This window comes from Catenibacterium sp. CAG:290 (assembly GCF_000437715.1).
GTDB lineage: Bacteria > Bacillota_I > Bacilli_A > Erysipelotrichales > Coprobacillaceae > Catenibacterium > Catenibacterium mitsuoka_A.
In genome coordinates, this window is the sequence record NZ_FR898808.1 from 1 (window position 1) to 19835 (window position 19835).

23 protein-coding genes and 1 pseudogene are annotated in these 19835 nt (G+C 33.8%); 10 read left to right on the forward strand and 14 right to left on the reverse strand.

The window, feature by feature from the left end; all coding sequences use genetic code 11:
• The first annotated feature begins 37 nt into the window (after positions 1 to 37).
• The 7 genes from QVO42_RS04680 (at position 38) to QVO42_RS04710 (ending at position 5629) form a co-directional block, all read left to right on the forward strand.
• On the forward strand, positions 38 to 778 hold the full coding sequence (locus QVO42_RS04680) for a putative ABC transporter permease (protein WP_022425012.1): 741 nt from the start codon (positions 38 to 40) through the stop codon (positions 776 to 778).
• 59 nt (positions 779 to 837) lie between these two features.
• Positions 838 to 1434 carry a flavin reductase gene (locus QVO42_RS04685; protein ID WP_022425013.1) on the forward strand — a complete coding sequence of 199 codons (597 nt, stop codon included), beginning with the start codon at positions 838 to 840 and terminating at the stop codon, positions 1432 to 1434.
• Positions 1435 to 1449: 15 nt separating this feature from the next.
• On the forward strand, positions 1450 to 2796 hold the full coding sequence (locus tag QVO42_RS04690) for an oxygen-binding di-iron domain-containing protein (protein WP_022425014.1): 1347 nt from the start codon (positions 1450 to 1452) through the stop codon (positions 2794 to 2796).
• Between the two features lie 109 nt (positions 2797 to 2905).
• Positions 2906 to 3253: an ArsR/SmtB family transcription factor gene (locus QVO42_RS04695; RefSeq protein WP_006505676.1), complete on the forward strand. Its 348-nt coding sequence runs from the start codon at positions 2906 to 2908 to the stop codon at positions 3251 to 3253.
• A 13-nt stretch (positions 3254 to 3266) separates the two neighbouring features.
• On the forward strand, positions 3267 to 3485 hold the full coding sequence (locus tag QVO42_RS04700) for a cation transporter (protein WP_022425015.1): 219 nt from the start codon (positions 3267 to 3269) through the stop codon (positions 3483 to 3485).
• Between the two features lie 15 nt (positions 3486 to 3500).
• On the forward strand, positions 3501 to 5378 hold the full coding sequence (locus tag QVO42_RS04705) for a heavy metal translocating P-type ATPase (protein WP_022425016.1): 1878 nt from the start codon (positions 3501 to 3503) through the stop codon (positions 5376 to 5378).
• Between the two features lie 74 nt (positions 5379 to 5452).
• Positions 5453 to 5629 carry a hypothetical protein gene (locus QVO42_RS04710; RefSeq protein ID WP_022425017.1) on the forward strand — a complete coding sequence of 59 codons (177 nt, stop codon included), beginning with the start codon at positions 5453 to 5455 and terminating at the stop codon, positions 5627 to 5629.
• 70 nt (positions 5630 to 5699) lie between these two features.
• Here the strand turns inward: QVO42_RS04710 and QVO42_RS04715 are convergent, their stop codons facing one another.
• From QVO42_RS04715 to QVO42_RS04730, 4 genes are all read right to left on the reverse strand, one after another.
• Positions 5700 to 6113, reverse strand: coding sequence for a peptide deformylase (locus QVO42_RS04715; protein ID WP_022425018.1), 414 nt, complete (start codon positions 6111 to 6113; stop codon positions 5700 to 5702).
• Between the two features lie 65 nt (positions 6114 to 6178).
• The gene (locus QVO42_RS04720) at positions 6179 to 7579 is read right to left on the reverse strand and encodes a 6-phospho-beta-glucosidase (RefSeq protein ID WP_022425019.1); all 1401 of its coding nucleotides are present in this window, start codon (positions 7577 to 7579) and stop codon (positions 6179 to 6181) included.
• A 125-nt stretch (positions 7580 to 7704) separates the two neighbouring features.
• Positions 7705 to 8592 carry a MurR/RpiR family transcriptional regulator gene (locus QVO42_RS04725; protein ID WP_022425020.1) on the reverse strand — a complete coding sequence of 296 codons (888 nt, stop codon included), beginning with the start codon at positions 8590 to 8592 and terminating at the stop codon, positions 7705 to 7707.
• Positions 8586 to 9116 (reverse strand): GNAT family N-acetyltransferase, encoded by a 531-nt coding sequence (locus QVO42_RS04730; RefSeq protein WP_022425021.1) that lies wholly within the window; start codon positions 9114 to 9116, stop codon positions 8586 to 8588. Before QVO42_RS04730 ends, QVO42_RS04725 begins: the two co-directional genes overlap by 7 nt.
• Positions 9117 to 9520: 404 nt before the next feature.
• Between QVO42_RS04730 and QVO42_RS10530 the strand changes: the two genes are divergently transcribed.
• From QVO42_RS10530 to aguB, 3 genes are read left to right on the forward strand one after another with little or no spacing between them, the layout of a single operon-like run.
• The gene (locus QVO42_RS10530) at positions 9521 to 9964 is read left to right on the forward strand and encodes an agmatine deiminase family protein (protein WP_022425022.1); all 444 of its coding nucleotides are present in this window, start codon (positions 9521 to 9523) and stop codon (positions 9962 to 9964) included.
• A 7-nt stretch (positions 9965 to 9971) separates the two neighbouring features.
• Positions 9972 to 10145, forward strand: a complete 174-nt coding sequence (locus tag QVO42_RS10440) for an agmatine deiminase family protein (RefSeq protein WP_353867240.1) — start codon at positions 9972 to 9974, stop codon at positions 10143 to 10145.
• Positions 10146 to 10155: 10 nt separating this feature from the next.
• Positions 10156 to 11031, forward strand: a complete 876-nt coding sequence (aguB, locus tag QVO42_RS04740) for an N-carbamoylputrescine amidase (protein ID WP_022425023.1) — start codon at positions 10156 to 10158, stop codon at positions 11029 to 11031.
• A 110-nt stretch (positions 11032 to 11141) separates the two neighbouring features.
• On the opposite strand, the gene QVO42_RS04745 is transcribed toward aguB, so the two are convergent.
• From QVO42_RS04745 to rplM, 10 genes and pseudogenes are all read right to left on the reverse strand, one after another.
• Positions 11142 to 12077 carry an Abi family protein gene (locus tag QVO42_RS04745; RefSeq protein ID WP_022425024.1) on the reverse strand — a complete coding sequence of 312 codons (936 nt, stop codon included), beginning with the start codon at positions 12075 to 12077 and terminating at the stop codon, positions 11142 to 11144.
• 374 nt (positions 12078 to 12451) lie between these two features.
• Entirely contained in the window at positions 12452 to 12916 is a 465-nt protein-coding gene (locus QVO42_RS04750; protein ID WP_353867241.1) for a group II intron maturase-specific domain-containing protein, read from the reverse strand.
• A 21-nt stretch (positions 12917 to 12937) separates the two neighbouring features.
• Positions 12938 to 13159: pseudogene (locus tag QVO42_RS04755) on the reverse strand (reverse transcriptase domain-containing protein); the annotation flags it as partial.
• Between the two features lie 99 nt (positions 13160 to 13258).
• Positions 13259 to 14266: a site-specific integrase gene (locus tag QVO42_RS04760; protein WP_022425026.1), complete on the reverse strand. Its 1008-nt coding sequence runs from the start codon at positions 14264 to 14266 to the stop codon at positions 13259 to 13261.
• On the reverse strand, positions 14253 to 14996 hold the full coding sequence (locus QVO42_RS04765; RefSeq protein WP_288163846.1) for a tyrosine-type recombinase/integrase: 744 nt from the start codon (positions 14994 to 14996) through the stop codon (positions 14253 to 14255). Before QVO42_RS04765 ends, QVO42_RS04760 begins: the two co-directional genes overlap by 14 nt.
• A gap of 211 nt (positions 14997 to 15207) precedes the next feature.
• Positions 15208 to 16455 (reverse strand): site-specific integrase, encoded by a 1248-nt coding sequence (locus tag QVO42_RS04770; RefSeq protein ID WP_022425028.1) that lies wholly within the window; start codon positions 16453 to 16455, stop codon positions 15208 to 15210.
• A 109-nt stretch (positions 16456 to 16564) separates the two neighbouring features.
• A complete protein-coding gene (locus QVO42_RS04775) occupies positions 16565 to 17203 on the reverse strand; it encodes a reverse transcriptase domain-containing protein (RefSeq protein ID WP_022425029.1) in 639 nt (212 codons plus the stop codon).
• A gap of 722 nt (positions 17204 to 17925) precedes the next feature.
• The gene (locus tag QVO42_RS04780) at positions 17926 to 18672 is read right to left on the reverse strand and encodes a TSUP family transporter (RefSeq protein ID WP_022425030.1); all 747 of its coding nucleotides are present in this window, start codon (positions 18670 to 18672) and stop codon (positions 17926 to 17928) included.
• Between the two features lie 217 nt (positions 18673 to 18889).
• The gene (gene rpsI, locus QVO42_RS04785) at positions 18890 to 19282 is read right to left on the reverse strand and encodes a 30S ribosomal protein S9 (protein WP_006505661.1); all 393 of its coding nucleotides are present in this window, start codon (positions 19280 to 19282) and stop codon (positions 18890 to 18892) included.
• A gap of 12 nt (positions 19283 to 19294) precedes the next feature.
• Positions 19295 to 19729, reverse strand: coding sequence for a 50S ribosomal protein L13 (gene rplM / locus QVO42_RS04790; protein ID WP_006505660.1), 435 nt, complete (start codon positions 19727 to 19729; stop codon positions 19295 to 19297).
• Positions 19730 to 19835: the final 106 nt, after the last annotated feature.

The window sequence follows — 19835 nt, forward strand, 5'->3', positions numbered from 1 at the left end:
AACTGATTACGTACATATTATACGAGGAGGTTAATATATGTTAGATGCATTTGCGAATAACTGGACAATACTTGTTATTTCCTTCTTTATCTATAGTTTCTGTGGGTGGATCTGGGAATCACTTATCTGCCCTATTGCCACAGGTCATAAGATACATAACAGTGGTTTCTTAACTGGACCTTGTATTCCTATTTATGGATCAGGTGCGATTGTTGTATGTGCTTTATTTCCTATCTCTAAAGATTGGTCTCTCATCTTTATAGAAGGAGCTATTGTCGCATGCTTTATTGAATATCTCACATCTTATTTCATGGAAAAGATGTTCCATGCAAGATGGTGGGACTATTCTCAAATGAGATTTAATTTAAATGGTCGTATCTGCTTAGAAGGTTTCTTTATCTTTGGTTTCTTCTCCGTGACTGCAGTGAAGAATGTACAGCCACATCTGACTCATATGCTTATTCAATATGATTATATTCCAATGGTTATTGCTTCTACTGTGTGTATCACACTATTCACAAGCGACTTAATTACTACATTTGTTGAAGCCACTCATCTTGCGAAAAAGCTTGAGACAGTCTCTCAGGATCTTAAGAAGTTTGCAGATGAACTAGAACTAGATATTCATAATGAAATTACAACAGATGATATCTTTAAGATTGCACGTCAATTAAAGGATAGTCACCGTGAACATCTTATTAAGAAATATTCACATCGTCGTTTAGTCAAGGCATTCCCTGATATCTTAAACAAATATCACGCAAAAACTCAGAAATAACGCATCTGAGTTTTTTTCTTTTGTGTAAACGTTTATAATAAACAAGAGGAGGTATGACCATGGAAAAGAATGCATTATTTAAACTCAGTTATGGTTTGTATGTATTAGGTGTAAATGATGGTAATAAGTCTAATGGCTGTATTATTAATACAGCCGTACAGCTCACAAGTAATCCTTATCGTATTGCAGTGACTGTGAATAAGGCGAATTACACTCATGATGTATTGATGAAGTCAAAGAATATGACTTTATCTGTACTTGATATTACATGCCCTTTTGATATCTTTAAACGATTTGGTTTCCAGAGTGGTAAAGAGGTTAATAAGTTTGATGGTTTTGATATGTATGATTTGAAAGACTCATTACCTTACTTAACACAATATGCGAATGCATATATGAAAGGTCATGTTATAGAAACATTGGATGAGTTAACACATACGATGTTTATTGTAGAACTTGATGATGCTGTTATCTTAAATGATCATGATTCTATGACATATGACTATTATTTCAAGAATGTGAAACCAAAACCAGAAAAGAAGAAAAAAGGATGGGTATGTAAGATTTGTGGATGGGTCTATGAAGGTGATGAATTACCTGAGGATTTAATCTGTCCTATCTGTAAACATCCAGCATCTGATTTTGAGCCACTTTAAGCAGGAGGAAAAAGAATGTTTAATGTAAGACAAATAAGTGATGATTTTTATTATGTAGGAGGCAATGATAGACGTTTAGAACTATTTGAAAATGCTTATCCTATTCCTGATGGAATAAGTTATAATTCTTATTTATTACTAGATGATAAGACTGTCTTATTAGATACTGCAGATGCAGCGATTGCTCATCAGTTCTTAGAAAATTTAGAACATGTACTAGATGGTAGAACACTTGATTATGTAGTAGTCAATCATATGGAGCCTGATCATTGTGCAACACTTTGTGATATTGTAGTACGTTATCCTGATGTAAAGATTGTGGGTAATACTATGACATTCCGTATGATGAAACAGTTCTTTGATTTTGATGTAGATAGCTATGCTATAGTTATCAAGGAAGGCGATACTTTAGAAACTGGACATCATGTATTAAGCTTCGTTACTACACCAATGGTTCATTGGCCTGAAGTCATGATGACTTATGATTCTACAACAGGTATCTTATTTAGCGCGGATGCATTTGGTACTTTTGGTGCACTTCATGGCAATCTATTTACAAGTGAAATGGATCTAGATGAATCATTTTGGAATGAAGCAAGACGTTATTATACAAATATTGTTGGTAAATATGGTGTACAGGTGACTAATGCCTTAAAAAAAGCATCTACTCTTGATATTTCAATGCTTTGTCCACTGCATGGGCCTATCTGGGATGAAGATATTAACTTAATGGTAGAACATACTGCTTCTTGGGCTGCTTATAAACCAGAAGTAAAGGGTGTTATGATTGCTTATGGTTCTATTTATGGCGGTACTGCCAATGCAGCTGAGATTCTTGCAAGTAAGTTAAGTGAAAAAGGTATTCACAACATTAAAGTATATGATGTATCTAAGACCGATCCATCTTATATCCTATCTGAAAGTTTCAAGTATTCTCATCTAGTATTCGCAAGCGCATCTTATAATGCAGGTTTATTCACACCTATGCAGAACTTATTGATAGAAATCAAGGAACATCTTTTACAGAATCGTACATGTGTTTTAATTGAAAATGGTACATGGGCACCAAGTGCTAAGAAGACTATGAAAGCTATTCTTGAACCATTATCTTGGAATTATATCGGTGAAGAGCTCACTATTAAATCACGTATGAAAAATGCAGATTATGAAAAAATTGAAGCTCTTGCTGATGTAATTGTAGAAGTTATGAATAAAGAACATCATATAAAAGAAGAAGCTCCTGTGCGTAAATGGCGCTGTAAGATCTGTGGTTATGAATATAGCGGAGAAGAACTTCCTGAAAACTTTATTTGTCCTCTATGTAAACATCCTGCTTCAGATTTTGAAGAAATAACTGAATAATACATACAGCCAAGCCGAAGAAACATTTGTTTCTTCGGCTTTTCTATTGACAACATATAAACATATTCATATAATTAAATATGTAAAAACGTTTATATGAGGAGGAGCCATGGAAAAGAGAAATGAATTCTTAAATGCGAATGAAGATGTTGTTTCAAAGGTTTTAGAGAATCAACCTGATGATGAATATCTTTATGATTTAGCAGATTTATTTAAGACATTTGGTGATTCTACAAGAATCAAGATTCTCTATGCTTTATTTGAAGGTGAACTATGTGTAGGTGATTTAGCTACTATATTACAGCTTTCTCAACCAGCCATTAGTCATCAGCTTAAAGTATTAAAGGATGCGAAACTAGTAAAGTTTAGAAGAGAAGGAAAGGTTATCTTCTATTCATTAGATGATGATCATGTAAGAAGTATTTTATCTATTGGAATGAATCATATTGAAGAGTAAAGGAGAAAATAATATGAAAAAGACTTATAAGGTAGATGTAGATTGCGCAAATTGTGCAAATAAGATGGAAGAAGCAGTAAAGAATACTGAAGGTGTTAAGGATGCCACTTTAAGTTTTATGACTTTAAAGTTAAAGGTTGAGTTTGAGGAAGGTGTAGATCCTCAGGAAGTTATGGAAAAAGCAAGAGAAAATTGTAAAATTGTTGAGGATGATTGCGAAATCTTCCTTTAATAAGGAGTGATTGAAATGACAAAGAAGCAAAAAAATGTTTTAAATAGAATTATTATTGCGATTGTCTTATTGATTGTGATTACTGTATTTAAGACAATTGTCCCTGTACCAGGCTATGTTGAGTTTATCCTCTATTTAATCCCCTACTTTGTGATTGGGCATGATATTTTAAGAAAATCTATTAAAAATATCAGTCATGGTCAGGTATTTGATGAAAACTTCTTAATGGCAGTGGCTACTATCGGGGCTATGTGTCTTGGTGAATATCTTGAAGGTTCCGCCGTTATGGTTTTCTATCAGATTGGTGAATTATTCCAGAGTATTGCGGTTGGTAAAAGCCGTAAGAATATCGCCGCTTTAATGGATATTCGCCCTGATTATGCCAATATTATGGTGGATGGAGAGATTGAAGAAGTGGATCCGGATGATGTAGAAATTGGTAGTGAAATCATTGTTAATCCTGGTGAAAAGGTGCCTATTGATGGAATTATTGTAGAGGGTGATACAACACTCAATACAAGTGCCTTAACAGGTGAAAGTGTGCCTCGTAATGCCCATTGTGGTGATGAAATCTATAGTGGTTCTATTAATATGACAGCACGTATCACAGTAAAAACAACAAAAGAATTTGGTGAATCAACAGTTTCTAAGATTCTTGATCTTGTAGAAAACTCAAGTATGAAGAAATCTAAGACAGAAAACTTTATTACGAAGTTTGCAAAGTATTATACACCTGTTGTATGTTATAGTGCGCTCGCTTTGGCTATTATTCCCCCTATTGTCTTAACAATTATGAAACAGCCTGCCCATGTTGGTGACTGGATCTTTAGAGCCCTCACATTCTTAGTAATCAGCTGTCCTTGTGCTCTTGTTATTTCTATTCCATTAAGTTTCTTTGGTGGTATTGGATGTGCCAGCAAGAACGGTATTCTTGTAAAAGGTTCTAACTACCTAGAAACATTATCTGATGTTAAGTACTTTGTATTTGATAAGACAGGTACATTGACTAAGGGTGTATTTGAAGTGACTGATGTTGTACCTGCAGAAGGTTTTGATAAAGACAACTTACTTGAATATGCTGCTTATGCAGAAAGTGCTTCAACACATCCTATCAGCGTCAGCTTAAAGAAAGCTTATAATCAGAAAATCGATAATACACTTGTAGATCATATTCAGGAAATTGCAGGACATGGTGTAGAAGCAGACTATAAGGGTCATCATATTCTTGCAGGTAATGCGAAATTAATGAAGTTAAAAGGTATTGATTATAGTGCTTATACAAAGGCTGGTACACTTGTATATGTAGCAGTTGATGACAAATATGCAGGTTGTATTGTAATTTCTGATATTATCAAGGATCATGCAAAAGAAGCTATTAGTGGTTTGAAATCATTAGGGGCAAAGGAAACTGTTATGTTAACAGGTGATAGTGCTTCTACTGCAGATCTTGTAGCCAATACAATTGGTATTGATACAGTACATAGTGAACTTCTTCCTGCAGATAAGGTAGAAGAAGTAGAAAAGTTGTTAGCTAAGAAATCAGGCAAAGAAAAACTTGCCTTTGTCGGTGATGGTATCAATGATGCACCAGTACTCTCTCGTGCTGATATTGGTATTGCAATGGGTGGTCTTGGTAGTGATGCTGCCATTGAAGCAGCAGATGTTGTTTTGATGGATGATGATCCATTAAAGATTTCCCTTGCAATGAAGATTTCTACTAAGACATTAAAAATTGTGAAACAGAATATCGTCTTTGCATTAGCTGTTAAGTTCATCTGTTTAGTATTAGGAGCACTTGGTATTGCGAATATGTGGCTTGCAATATTTGCAGATGTAGGTGTTATGATTCTTGCAGTAATGAACGCAACACGTGCTCTCACAATTCATAATTAAGGGTATCCTCAGGGATGCCTTTTTGCATAGATAGAGCTTCTTATATTTGATATACTTAAATGGAGGTGTTCTACATGGCAACTACAAATTTAAATATCTACACAGATCAAAAAGAAGAAATATTCAATGAACTTGAAATACCTAATGATACTACAGCTGCTGCCATTGAAGAAGGCAGAAAAATAATGAATGATCCTTCTACTCCTAGATATTCTAATATCGAAGCGCTTAAGAAAGCATTAGACGTATAAAATAAAAACAGGTGGAATATGCCATTATGCATAATCTCCACCTGTTTTCTATTCTGTATAGAGAAATCATCTAGATAAGTATACCTTTTAGATGATCACATTCATGCTGAATGATCTGTGCTGTAAAACCTGTAAAGGTTTTAATCTTCTTCTTAAATGATTCATCAAAGTAAGAGACCTTGATTGTTTCATAACGTTTAACTGACTTTTGTCCTACATGAGATAAACATCCCTCTTCACATTCATGACAGTTACCACTTGTTTTAATGATTTCAGGATTATACATCACATGCATCTTTTCATCTTCTAAAAAGATAATGACTGCTTTATTATAGCCAATCATATTTCCTGCCATACCAACACATTCATGAAGATGTGCTTGAAGCGTATCCTTTAAATCAGTTCCTATATATAAATCTTCTTTCGTCGCTTTTTCTGCCACCTGAGATAAGAAGAAATTATCCTTTACTATTTCTCTAATCATTTCTACATCCTCCTAAAATCCATTATAACATAAGAAAACAGGCTCATAAGAGCCTGTCATGCATATTATAATCCTTTTTCAGTTAATTCTCTTGCAACATCATCTTTGATAGTTACGCCTTCTTCTTCAAGTCTTGCAATAGTATCTGCAAACTGAGGAAGGTATTTCTTATGGGCGATTAATAATTCATCCATAATACGTTTAGCTTTAGTACCCGCTACAATCTGTGGGTTGATTATGAAAGCCTGTAATAGAGTTCCATAATCACCTGTTACAGCAGCTTCTTCAACACATAATTCCATGTTCTTCATGCACTGTACCCATCCTCTTTCTGCTGGTTCTAATGGACCAAAAGCGATTGGACGTGCACCAGTACTTCCAATATAAGAAGATACTTCTACTGCACAATCAACTGGAAGATCAGGTACTGCACCATTATTCTTAGTAGTTACAACGATATGACTTAACTTATTTCCATAAATAGATGCAATTGTTTCACAAGCTGCATCACTGTAATGTGCACCACCACGTTTTGCAAGCTGTTCTGGCTTATGATCTAAGTTAGGATCCTTATATAATTCAAATAATTCATGTTCAGTCTTCTGTACCTGCTGACCTCTTGTTCCAACATTTGGATCATTGTATTCCTTTAAACCGTGTGCCAACATTTCTTCTTCACGATAGTAATATCTATGATATCCACAAGGAATCATATTCATACGTAATAACTGTTCTTTAAAGAATGGGATATCATGAATATTAGCTGGAATACCCATATCTTTACCTTCATACATTGCATTGATAATGTCTTTAGTCACTTCATGACCATTTTCATCATATACTTTATGCCAATGGAAATGGTTTAAACCTGCAAACTTGTAAGTTAACTGATCCAATGTTTTTCCGATTGTTTTTGGTTCATCCATCATAGCACCTACTGGTACGTTACATAAACCAATAACCTTATCCCACTTACCATATTTCATAACTGATTCAGTAACCATTCCACTTGGGTTAGTGAAGTTGATTAACCATGCATCAGGACATAATTCCTTCATATCTTCTACGATACTTAAGATAACTGGAATAGTACGTAATGCCTTAAACATACCTCCCGCACCATTTGTTTCCTGGCCTAACATTCCATAAGAAAATGGAATTCTTTCATCCTTGATACGTGCATTTAATAAACCTACTCTGAACTGTGTAGTAACGAAGTCAGCTCCTGGTAATGCTTCTCTACGATCTAATGTAAGATGTACTTTTACATCATAAGGAGATGCATCCCACATTCTCTGTGCCATTTCTCCTACGATTTCAAGTTTTTCTTTACCATCTTCGATATCACATAGCCAGATTTCTCTGATTGGTAATTCATCATATCTCTTGATGAAACCTTCCATTAATTCTGGTGTATAGCTGCTGCCTCCACCAATAGTAACGATTTTTACGCCTTCTTTATTCATTGTTGCGTTCCTCCTTCAACAACAACATTATACGTAAAAGAAATAAAGAAAACAGTAAAATGTAAGCGAAAACAACAGTGTTCTCTTTTTGTTCCTTATTTCTAAGGTTTTTAGGGAACACTGTTCTATTTGATGATTGGATTATCTGTTTTTCTACCATGGTCTGTAAATATGTTTTCACATTCCACAGAAGTCACTGTTTTATTTTCTAAATGTTCATCATAGCTGGTATTAAAATAACCTGCATAAAGAACATCAAGTAAATAAAGTAAAGAAAGATTAAAAGAGAATGCACCTAAATTATCAATTAATTTTTCTCTTGTGGATACATATAAACAACAGTCTGACTGACTAGAAAGAGAGTTAGTCCCATAGGTTGTAATAGTAATAAAAGGTAGTTTTCTTTCAATTAATTTATGACAGATAAAAAGACATTTTGATGTTTCACCAGAATAGCTGATAAGAATAAATAATGTATTGCTGCTACAATAACATGCTTCATAAAAAGCTTCATCCATGCTATCAAAAATATCTACCTTCTTACCAATTTTCATCATCTTTTCTTTAAAGGTATACGCAATTCCCTTCTGTGCACCTGATACGACAATCGCAATATGTTCCTTCTTTTCAATACGATTGATGGCTTCCTGGAGTGTATCATGATTGAGTAAAGAAATCGTATCCTGCAACGTTTCATCATAAAGTAATCCTACTTTATTCGCAATCACTATATTCTTATCATTTTGGGAGAATGGTCTATTACTATCTATTTTCTGAAAGTGTGTGGATAAGTATCGTATTTCTTCTAAATATTGTTTCTTGAAGTCATTAAATCCTTCAAATCCTAATTTCTGTACAAAACGGACAACTGACGATGGGGCTAAAAATACTTCCTTTGCGACTGTTCTTACTGTCGCATTTTCTAGTTGTATGCCCTGACTTGTCAAGTACTGTCCCAATCTTTTTTCATTAGGATTCATTGGACATTTTTCTAATGATTCTCTTATTAACATAGTTCTTTAAAAGGTATGAATGGCTCAGTCGTTTTATCTAATCTCTTTTCTAGATAAACTACATCTAGCCACTGATCAAACTTATAGCCACATTCATGGAAATGAGCGGCTTCTTTAAAACCATATTTTTCATGAAAAGCGATACTTGCATCATTTGGATAAGTGATGCATCCATAAAGATTCGTAATATTCATTCTTGTAAGATAGTCAATCAAAGCATTATAAAGAAGATGACCTGTCCCTTTATGACGCTTTCTATCATCGATATAAATAGATAATTCTGCAGAATGATCATAGGCACGACGATCATACAATGTCCCTGCATAGGCATATCCTATCACTTCTCCCTCTTCTACTGCGACTAGATATGGGTATTTTTCTAAAGTATGCCTGATACGATCTGCCATTTCTTTAACTGTCGGTGGTTCTAATTCAAATGTGATAGTTGTGTTAAGGACATAAGGTGCATAAATCTTCTGGATAAACTCTGCATCCTCTACTGTTGCGATTCTAATAGTAATCATCATTGCTCCTCCTTATTATTTATCATATTTTATAATATTCTCAAAAAATTATAAAGTCTTAAACAATCTACTTAGCACTATTTGTGAAAACAATTTTGTGTCTGATAATCAGTATTTTCTTTTAAAATATTACTGATTTTCAAAAATGAATTCTAGTTAAAGATTAAGTTAAGATTAAATTTTTAAGTTGATTACTTTACAATCGTCGCTTAGAAATAAGCACATCATCTTATGAAACGGTCAATATAGTACGTGACATTATATTTATGCATATGAAGAGAGGGATTCTCTACTGGTTTCGCATAGAAAAAAAGTACCATGTATCACATTTTTTACACGTTTGACAGATGATGAATAATCATCTGTCTTTTTTTATGTTTAGACATGATGAGGAAAGGGAGATTATGGACTTAAAAAGACAAGCGAGTGCACCGCTTTATGAAGCGATTGAGACATTTAGAAAGAAAAGAATCGTACCTTTTGATGTTCCTGGACACAAGAGAGGAAGAGGGAATCCTGAACTTGTGGATTTACTAGGAGAAAGATGCGTAGGAATTGATGTGAATTCAATGAAACCACTTGATAACCTCTATCGTTTTGTTAGACCTGGTGAATTACTTCTTGCGTGGACTGATGATGAAAATGATCCACAATATGTAAGAAGTCATATGGCTTATGAAATCTTATCTAGTCAAAAGGATGCAAAAGGAAGACCAATAAAAATTCATAAGCTCCCTATTCCACATATTCCTGTATGTATTACTGAAGAAGATTTAAAGGGATATGAGTTTGAAGAGGGAGAAGATACAAGAGAAGTTGGAGAACGTTTAGCTGCAAGCTTATATTAATTTCTATATTGGCAATCATTGTGTATTAGTTCCACAGTTTGGGGATGAACATGACAGTGTAGCTGTAGAGATATTAAAAGAGTGTTTTCCTGAACGTGACATCATCCCTGTTGAAGCACGTGTTATTTTAACAGGTGGAGGGATCATTCACTGTATTACACAGCAGATTCCTGCAAAGTAGGAGTTTTTTTATGAGAAAGGTCAAAGTTGCTGCATTACAGTTTTCATGCAGTAAAGATGTACAAGAAAATATTAATAAAGCAGAAAAGATGGTCAAAGAGGAAGCAGACAATGGTGCCAATATCATTCTGCTTCCTGAATTATTTGAACGTCAGTATTTCTGTCAGGAGAAACGCTATGACTATTATAATTATGCATTACCTCTTGAAAAAAATCCTTCCGTGAATCGTTTTAAAGAAGTCGCAAAGGAATTAGGTGTAGTTATTCCTGTGAGTTTCTATGAAAGAGATATAGATCGTCTCTTTAATACTGTCGCAATGATTGATGCCGATGGAAGTGTGTTAGGTATTTATAGAAAAACACATATTCCTGATGATCATTTTTATCAGGAGAAGTTCTATTTCACTCCTGGTGATTCTGGTTTTAAAGTATTTGATACACGTTTTGGTTGTATTGGTGTAGGCATCTGCTGGGATCAGTGGTTTCCTGAAACAGTCAGATGTATGGCCGTACAGGGTGCAGAAATGCTACTTTATCCTACTGCGATTGGCAGTGAACCTATTCTAGATGTTGATAGCAATAGTCCTTGGAGACGTGTAATGCAGGGTCATGCAGCCGCTAATTTAATGCCTGTAGTTGCTGCAAATCGTATTGGAGTAGAAACAGTTGAACCTTGTAAAGAAAATGCCGGACAATCTTCTTCTTTAGATTTTTATGGCTGCTCTTTTATTGCGGATGCAACAGGAGATATTATTGCCTCAGCAAAGCAGGAAGAGACAATACTTTATGGAGAGTTTGATTTAGATGCATTGAAAGAAGACCGTTTATCTTGGGGATTGTTCAGAGATAGACGTCCTGAGACATATGTCGTGATGACAAAGAAATAAGGACTGAACCTTCATGGGCTCAGTCCTTTTAAAATACAAAAAATGAGAGGCGCGCAGGTCCTCTCACAACGTACATTTATATTACCTTATTTTTCTTTGAATGTAAAGAATTATTTGATTTTTCTATTATAAATTATAGAGAAATTGAAAGTGGTATTATACTCTTTATTTACTTCCACAAGAATATTTTCTATTTTTTGTCTTAATGATAATGTCAAATTATCCTTAAATAATAAAGAGGGCCAATGACAAATAGAAACATATCCTAATGAATATATTGAATAAAATTTTCCTTTAACAATATATGGAGATTGTTTTCCTAAGATATTGGAATGATGGGATATTTTATTACGTAACATGTGGATAGCTTTTAAATCAGTTCTACTAGGATCCATGGCTCCTTTAACCTTTTTATAAGGTTTTCCTTCCATAAACTCATTCAGTTTCACTGTAGTCAAACAATCAATCATCTTAATTAAAGTGCCAAAACTAATAAAATTAATCGCTACCCAAATAGGAATAATACCATTATATTCATCTATATAATGTTTAATTGCGGGTTCTTCTCTTGTTTTATGAATATCGTCATAAAGTACCTTACCCAAAATATTATCATATTGATCATTCGCAATAAATTTCTCTTTTACATGATTAATCAAACAATAATTATGATCTAATAGAGCTAATCCATTGTCATTATCAAGTTTGAAGGTTACCATATCATCTTGACCACATAGATTTGCTAATCTAGTTCTTAATGATTCTTCTATCTTTCTTATTTCTTGAAAAAGCATTATAGAGATTTTTCTATCTATTTCACTTAAAGCTATTAACTCAGTACTTTTGTGATTGTAATAATTATCCTCTTTAACATCATAATTATCCAATAGAAATCTATATCCAGTAATGTGATAATAAGTATTAATATTTTTTATATAATCATATAGTAATCCATAATCATCTATTAATAGATTTCTTTTTTGCAATTTATTTATTCTTTCTCCAATTGATAGCGACTTTTTTGAATCTAAAACACTTTCTGACATATAGTCACTTCCTTTACCATTTTTTTAATTATATCAAGTATTCTAATAGCATTCTATATATTCAAATTTCTTAAAGATAATATTTTCTTATAATTACGCCAAAGAGAACTTTGGCGAGTTATAAATTTTTCAATTATCAAAGCATGAATACACAAAAAAAAATAACTAAGTTAAAAATGAAGGATATAATTATGATTGTGGATTATTTAGAGATAGACGTCCTGAGACATTTATCGTAATGACAAAGAAATAAATATTAATAGAGTAGACAAGAAACAATGTTAATATTGGATTTAATTATTATTTCTGTGCCTCTCATTGCACCGTACGTACGGGTCTCGTATACGGCGCTACATTTATATGATAATTTCAAACTAACTTAGATAGTAGTTAAGAGGATTGACCAAACCTGGTCTATCCTCTTTCTTAATGGCTAGAATCTTGGGACTAAGTAGAAAATTGACTACATGGCCATTGGCCTGTCTGTATAGACCTAGCCTAGTGTTTGCTACCGAAAATATTAGTTCATCTGTAAAGTGACAACTGAGTTTATTATTCAGTTTCTGTAGATTAATATATATTCTTTTTGGTTTCTTCCACTGTTTAAGAATGATAACTCTGATTTTATGGCGAAGCCATTGACCAAAGACGTCAATGAAGTATTTCATCACACCTATTCGATAATAGTTAATCCACCCCACTACAATCTGATTGATTCTTCTGAATGTGACTGCAATAGAACGTGCAATTCCTATCCTTCTTACAAGTTCCTTTCTACATTTATCGTAGAGTTTCATCTTGCTCTGATTGGAAGGCTTGCATTTCCATTCCCCATTCATTTTGAGGTAAGTGAATCCAAGAAATTTACTTTTGGTTGGTCTGACCACCTTGGTCTTAGTAGCGCTGACTTTAAGAAATAGTTTTCTTTCTAGCCATGAAGTGACTGACTTCATTACTCTATTCGCACTCATTTCGCTCTTGACGAAAATATTGCAGTCATCTGCATATCTTACAAAGCGCAATCCTCTATTTTCTAACTCCTTGTCGAACTTATCTAGGTAGACGTTAGAAATAATTGGAGAAAGAGGGCCGCCTTATGCGGACAAAGATATTATGCCGAGTTAATTTAGATAACCCTTTAATAATCAGAAGGTTTTCTTTGTTTTCTCGGCATAATAATACTATTTAAAGCTGTTTAGGAAGTCTAATAAATCTTGATCCTTACTCCAATCAACATAATTTTCTTCAATTAATTTCGGTGCCAAATTATTTATGGCTTCATTTTTCTTTCTTGAATCTGCTCTTGCATAAATCATAGTTGTTGAAATATCTTCATGCCCCAGAAAATCTCGAATATAGACAATAGGAATATCAACTGCAAGCATGTGCATTGCTTTACTATGTCTAAACATATGGGGATGAACTTTTGATGGAAAACTAGGATCATTGTTTTTTAAGATTGTTGCATATTTCTGAACTATATATTCTATCCCATCTCTACTCATCTGTTGATTATTTTTATTCTTAATCAAATACTCATTTTTCAATTTAATATCTGAAAAAAATTTAGATATGTACACTTCTAGTATCTGATTCATATTTTTAGAAATAGGGACTATGCGTATTTTTGAACCTTTACCATGCAGTTTAACTGTAGGATTATTACCTAAATTGATATCTTCAATTTTTAAATCACATAATTCCTGTACTCTAGCACCTGTATCATATAATAAGCACATGATGATACGATGTCTAATTCCTGTAGATGTATCTATATGCGGAAGATTTATCAAGTTATTCATTTGTTCTTCAGTTAGATAATCAACTTGTCTAGTAGTAGTTTTTAATGACTTAACTGATAAGACAGGTTGTAAATAAGCCAGATTTTCAACACTTTCATACTGTGCAAAATTTATAAATGATTTAATCCCTGCTAATCTATGGTTGATAGTAACAGGTGAATTTCCACGATTTTCCAACCATTCAATAAATTCAAGAATAAGTTCTCTATCAATCTGGCGCATCTTAAATTTATTAATGTTCATACTTTTGTGATTTCTTAGAAAGAGAATAAATAATTTCAAAGAATCCTTATAGCTGCTTATAGTATTTTTTGAACAGTTTTGATGAAGAGGTAGATATTCAGTTAAAAACTTGGTTATGAGAACTGCGAAATCAGTTGCTGTCATATTCTTCAATCGTTTCAATTATATTAGGATAGGAACTTTCAAGCTTTAACTGAATCATCGGAAAAAGTGTAGCTGTCAATTTAAGATAATAGGCTGTTTCATCAAAACTTTCATGACCTAACATTGTTTTCATATATGGCAGATATACCAATAGATTCTTTTCCTCATATACCCATTTCTTTAATAAGTTGACACAATAAGTATGGCGAAAGTCATGGACTCGTGGGCCACGTCCATTATGCGATATTTCGGTCTTATCAAGATATCTTCTGAAATTTTTGTACACACATTGAAGTGTCAGTGGTTTGCCAGGCAATTTCATAAAGAAATATTCTGATTCATCAGAATCAATATGAATAGTTGATTTTAATTCCTTACATTTTTTTACTAATACAGGATGAATTGGAATTATTCTATCTTTATTATTCTTTCCGCTTTTAACTATAAAGTAGCCTTCATCCAAATGAAAGTCCTCGATTTTAGCCAGTCTTAGCTCAGATACACGCAATCCGCTTGTATATAGTATTCTAAAGAATATAGGCATAATAATATGGCGATATGGGCATTCAGAAGGAACTGATCGACTCTTATCAACGGCTTCAAAAAATCTTCTTAATTCATCATCAGTATAGATATGTGCATTATATTTCGGAGCTTTTCTAGTCAGTCTTTTTGGAGGAACATATGCATCAAATCCTAATTCTGATAAATATGAGCATAGTATTCTCATAATTGATATTCTACTGTTTTGGTTTGTTTGTGTTTCATATGTCTTTCTTAAACACCATTCATCAACTACTGATTTAGTAATCACTTTTTCTTGTATGTTTTTACCTGCAAGATACTTATCTATTCTTTTTAATGCGAATTCTTCTGTTACGTATTTAAATCCTTGGGCTCTCTTTAAATTGATCAGATCTTAAATTTCATTTTTGAAAATACTATCGAATATCAATGTATTCATCATCGAACGTCAAATCCAAAACGCATTCTTTTAACTTATCAAGATCTGTCTTTAAATAAATAGAAGTTATATCAGTACTAGAATGTCCAAGAATTGATGTGATGACTGGTAATTCAACCCCTGCATCGAGAAGCATTGAAGCTGATGTATGCCTTAGAGAGTGAAAGCCTCTGTGACAGTTTTTGTTTAATGGGATTTTCGCCTTTTTCATATAAAAATGGATTCTACCTGACAAATGATTTTCATCACTTAGCATATCAAAGGGCGGCATATGCTTTAGAAATATGAATTTTGATTCGTAATATTTAGGTCTTCCATTCTTTATATAATCTATTACTGCCCATCCAACTGCATCAGGGATAGGCAGTGTTAATGGCTTTTTTGTCTTGTGTTGAATGATGCTCAGCTTTTTTTCTTCCCAGTTAAAATTATCAAATGTTAAGTTCTTAATGTCAGAAATACGTAACCCTAAAATACAAGCTAACACTATCATTGCGTAATCCCTTTTTCCAATAGGACTGTTTCTATCAATAGCCTGTAATAATTTTTTAATTTCATCTTCAGTCCATACCGATGGTATCTTAGTCGATTTTGATATAGCTGGCATATGAATAAGAGAAGCAACATCACTTTCTAGCACATTTTCTTCATTTAAGTATCTTAAAAAATATCGTAATCCACAGATATGTTGTTCAATCGTTTTAAAAGACATACCAGTAAAAGTTCTTATATAATCATTACATATGGATAAATCAATGTGACTAACATCAGTTATTCCTTTTTGATTAAGATAGTCAAGAAATATTAGAGAAATTTTAATATAATGCTTTTTGGTGGACTTCGACAATTCGGTGTGATCTAGATAATCATTAAAACGAATATGAATATTTAAATAATCACCCTCTAATCTGATTGGATTTTTAGATGCATGATATCGTCTAGTAAGTACACCGTGAAGCTTATAATCCTGTAAGATTTGAATCGATCTAATCAACTGCAACTGTTGATCTTTTAATTTGGATTCTTCAAAAGATGAAACAATACCATGAATCTTTTCTAAAAAGATTAAACCTTTATCAATAGAAAAAACATCATCCCCATATTCTAATAAAAGAAAATCATTTAGTTTTTTCCATTCTCTTTTATAAAAGTTTATGGTTGTTGGACTATAGTTATTATCTACTAATAATTTTGTTAATCCACTACAAATTAGTTCTAATCTCATAATCATCACGCTCCTTTAAATAGAAATAGAACTATAATTCTATTTAAAGTGTGATGCATTATGCCGAGAAAATAAAGAAAATTGTATGATTATTAAAGGGTTATCTAAATTAACTCGGCATAATATCTTTGTCCGCATAAGGCGGCTTATGCGGATATCGGCATAAGCCGCCCTGCGGCACGCCGATTCTAGAAGGTTTTACTAAACCATCTTCCATAATTCCTGCCTGCATGAACTTGCGAATAAGATGTAATGTTGTTGAGTCATTCACATTCTTTTCTCTAAGTATTGAGATTAACTTGTCATGATTTACAGTGTCAAAATATGCTTCAATATCTAAGTCTATAACCCAGTCATAGCCTTCATTAATGTATTCTAGAGTCTTCAATACAGCCATCTGTGCACTTCTTCTTGGTCTGAATCCATAACTGAATTCACTGAATGAAGAATCTAATTTCTTCATTAACACTTGTGCAATAGCCTGTTGAATAACTCTATCTACTACTGTAGGTATACCTAATGGTCTTTTCTTACCATTAGGCTTTGGGATATAAACTCTCTTAACTGCTTGGGGCTTATATTTCTCATTAAGTATAGAATATCTAATCTCTCTTCTATGCTTATAGAAATATTCATCAAGTTCATCTACTGTCATCTTATCGACTCCAGATACACCTTTGTTTCTCTTGACTTGTAGAATAGCCCTGTCGATATTTGAATCACTGAGTATTTCATCAATTAGTCTCATGTCTGTGTTCTCCTTTTCATATCGTAGATTTATCTAGAACCGTTCCCTCTTCCTTCATCTCCACAGAATTACGTTTTCCATTTATGAGATGATTCCAATTTCGAACTATCTAGACATTGCTTTATGATGAGTGACATCATATAAACATTAGGTCCTTTGGTGTTGGTGAGACACCTACTATGACCTCAGCTGACTCCTCACAGTAAGCTTTTTATCGCACAACTTACCATCACTGATTTTAAAGATATTGGACTTCATTGCCTGTGAGGCCTCCCGGGGTAATTCACTAATCCTATTTCCTTCACAGCGCCTTGATTTACTCTCTTGGTTTTACGTTTACCTTTAGGACTTCGGTTTGTTCAGCAACCTTATCCACCATTTAGCCTTATATCAAGTTTCTGTTCGTACGCTCAAAGAAATCGCTACACCACTTCCTTCACTCCTACCTTTATGGTATCGGCTTGTGGTTCACTACACTTGGCGGTAAATACCTGTGGTCGGTTTATCTCCGACTGAATTAGTGCCATGCCCGGCACACTGAGAAAAGGACTGACCTTTACATAAGGATCAGTCCTTTTAATATACAAAAATGAGAGTTTTACTGGTTCTCTCACAATATCATGGATCTTTAAGCACTCCATTCTATTACAAATGTAGAATTAATTATATTCGTATATGAGTATATAGCGCTTAAGCTCGCATTTACCTCGCAAACTTTAATACTATATTCCTGATACAACTTTAATCATTAATAATACTAATACAATTGGAATTAATGGTTTAATAATCTTAGAACCGTTATTCACAACCATTCCAGCACCTACATAATGTCCTGCAATACTAAAGCATGAAGCAGCAAGTCCTAATCCCCATAGAATCTTTCCTGCTAAGATAAATGTGACTAATGCTGAAATGTTTGAAGATAGATTTACTACCTTTACATTTCCTGTTGCCTTATCTATTGGCATCTTCGCAAACTTAGTAAATACAAGTAATAAGAATGTACCTGTTCCTGGACCATAGAATCCATCATAGCAGCCAATCACAAATGAGCATACAATCGCAATCAAATACTGTTTAGTCTTTGTCATTCCCACTGGAACTTCTACATCCATATTCTTATCTTTTAATATACAGATTGCGACAACTGGTAAAAGAACAACTAATACCATCTTTAGAATATGATCACTCATAATGAGTGTAAGATTTGCGCCTGCGACAGAACCAAGGAGTGCGCCAATGACTGTTCCTGGTACAAATCCCCAATCTACTTTTTTATTCTTAATAAGTCTTGCAGTCGATACAACAGTGCCTGTTGATGATGATAGCTTATTTGTCGCAATTGCGGCGTGTACTGGTATTCCTGCAAACATATAGGCTGGAAGCGAAATCAGACCTCCCCCACCTGCAATTGAATCTACAAAGCCCGCTAGAAAGACTAACGGACATACAATGAAATAAATCCCCATTTTCCCTTTTCCTTTACATAAGATATAAGAGGTGAATACCTCGATTCCCTATTGTAGCGATTTAGGAAAGAGATGTAAACTACCTTTTTACCTGAGAAACATTTAATATATTTTGTTAGACAGTGTCTAGCAAAGTTCAAAAACTCTATTTTAAGGTAAAACAAAAACTCCCAAAAGGGAGTTCTTGAATGTCTCTTGTAATAAGTGATAAATAATATTATCTCTTTGAGAACTGTGGAGCACGTCTTGCTTTTTTAAGACCGTATTTCTTACGTTCTTTAACTCTTGAATCACGAGTTAATAAGCCAGCAGCCTTTAATGTTGGTCTGTAATCAGAACCAGCTTCAAGTAAAGCTCTTGCGATACCATGACGGATAGCACCAGCCTGACCTGAGATACCTCCACCATTAACATTAACTTTTACATCGAACTTATCCTTTGTACCAGTTAATTCTAATGGCTGGTCAACGATCATTAATAATACGTCTGAAGGAAGGTATTCCTTAGCAGCCTTACCGTTGATTTCGCATTTACCAGTACCTGGTGTTAAGATAACACGAGCTACTGAAGATTTTCTACGACCTGTTCCTCTGTACTGTACGTTTGCCATTTATTCTTCCTCCTACTTTAACTTTAATTCTACTGGTTTCTGAGCAGCATGTGGATGTTCACTACCAGCATAAACAAATAATTTCTTAGCCTGCTGTCTGCCAAGAGTGTTGTGTGGAAGCATACCTTTGATGGCAGTTTCTACGAATCCAGTTGGATTCTGTTCCTGGAACTGTCTAGCAGTTTTAACTTTTAAACCACCTAAGAATCCAGAATGGTGATAGTACTTCACCTTGTCTAACTTCTTACCTGTCATTACTACTTTTTCTGCATTGATGATAACTACATAGTCACCAGTGTCTACATGTGGAGTATAAGTAGGCTTGTTCTTACCTCTTAATACTGTAGCAACCTGAGATGCTAAACGACCTAATGTAAGACCAGTTGCATCTACAACATACCATTTTCTTTCAATTGTGGCTTCTTTAGCCATTGTTGTTTGTCTCATTCTTTTTTCTCCTTTTAAAATAACCTTACCGGGGTCTTTTTAAAATGATTTTATCCAGGGAAACGTATTGTCCGTTGATAAGGGTCAGACTGTTTCCTGAACAAAC

Coding starts and splice junctions, on each gene's coding strand:
- QVO42_RS04775 (WP_022425029.1), bottom strand. CDS start 17,203: ATGAGACTAATTGATGAAATACTCAGTGATTCAAATATCGACAGGGCT.
- QVO42_RS04695 (WP_006505676.1), top strand. CDS start 2,906: ATGGAAAAGAGAAATGAATTCTTAAATGCGAATGAAGATGTTGTTTCA.
- rplM (WP_006505660.1), bottom strand. CDS start 19,729: ATGAGACAAACAACAATGGCTAAAGAAGCCACAATTGAAAGAAAATGG.
- aguB (WP_022425023.1), top strand. CDS start 10,156: ATGAGAAAGGTCAAAGTTGCTGCATTACAGTTTTCATGCAGTAAAGAT.
- QVO42_RS04750 (WP_353867241.1), bottom strand. CDS start 12,916: ATGAATGGGGAATGGAAATGCAAGCCTTCCAATCAGAGCAAGATGAAA.
- rpsI (WP_006505661.1), bottom strand. CDS start 19,282: ATGGCAAACGTACAGTACAGAGGAACAGGTCGTAGAAAATCTTCAGTA.
- QVO42_RS04685 (WP_022425013.1), top strand. CDS start 838: ATGGAAAAGAATGCATTATTTAAACTCAGTTATGGTTTGTATGTATTA.
- QVO42_RS04770 (WP_022425028.1), bottom strand. CDS start 16,455: ATGAGATTAGAACTAATTTGTAGTGGATTAACAAAATTATTAGTAGAT.
- QVO42_RS04715 (WP_022425018.1), bottom strand. CDS start 6,113: ATGATTAGAGAAATAGTAAAGGATAATTTCTTCTTATCTCAGGTGGCA.
- QVO42_RS04780 (WP_022425030.1), bottom strand. CDS start 18,672: ATGGGGATTTATTTCATTGTATGTCCGTTAGTCTTTCTAGCGGGCTTT.
- QVO42_RS04730 (WP_022425021.1), bottom strand. CDS start 9,116: ATGATTACTATTAGAATCGCAACAGTAGAGGATGCAGAGTTTATCCAG.
- QVO42_RS04765 (WP_288163846.1), bottom strand. CDS start 14,996: ATGAGAATACTATGCTCATATTTATCAGAATTAGGATTTGATGCATAT.
- QVO42_RS04745 (WP_022425024.1), bottom strand. CDS start 12,077: ATGTCAGAAAGTGTTTTAGATTCAAAAAAGTCGCTATCAATTGGAGAA.
- QVO42_RS04760 (WP_022425026.1), bottom strand. CDS start 14,266: ATGACAGCAACTGATTTCGCAGTTCTCATAACCAAGTTTTTAACTGAA.
- QVO42_RS04720 (WP_022425019.1), bottom strand. CDS start 7,579: ATGAATAAAGAAGGCGTAAAAATCGTTACTATTGGTGGAGGCAGCAGC.
- QVO42_RS04710 (WP_022425017.1), top strand. CDS start 5,453: ATGGCAACTACAAATTTAAATATCTACACAGATCAAAAAGAAGAAATA.
- QVO42_RS04690 (WP_022425014.1), top strand. CDS start 1,450: ATGTTTAATGTAAGACAAATAAGTGATGATTTTTATTATGTAGGAGGC.
- QVO42_RS04705 (WP_022425016.1), top strand. CDS start 3,501: ATGACAAAGAAGCAAAAAAATGTTTTAAATAGAATTATTATTGCGATT.
- QVO42_RS04680 (WP_022425012.1), top strand. CDS start 38: ATGTTAGATGCATTTGCGAATAACTGGACAATACTTGTTATTTCCTTC.
- QVO42_RS04700 (WP_022425015.1), top strand. CDS start 3,267: ATGAAAAAGACTTATAAGGTAGATGTAGATTGCGCAAATTGTGCAAAT.
- QVO42_RS10530 (WP_022425022.1), top strand. CDS start 9,521: ATGGACTTAAAAAGACAAGCGAGTGCACCGCTTTATGAAGCGATTGAG.
- QVO42_RS04725 (WP_022425020.1), bottom strand. CDS start 8,592: ATGTTAATAAGAGAATCATTAGAAAAATGTCCAATGAATCCTAATGAA.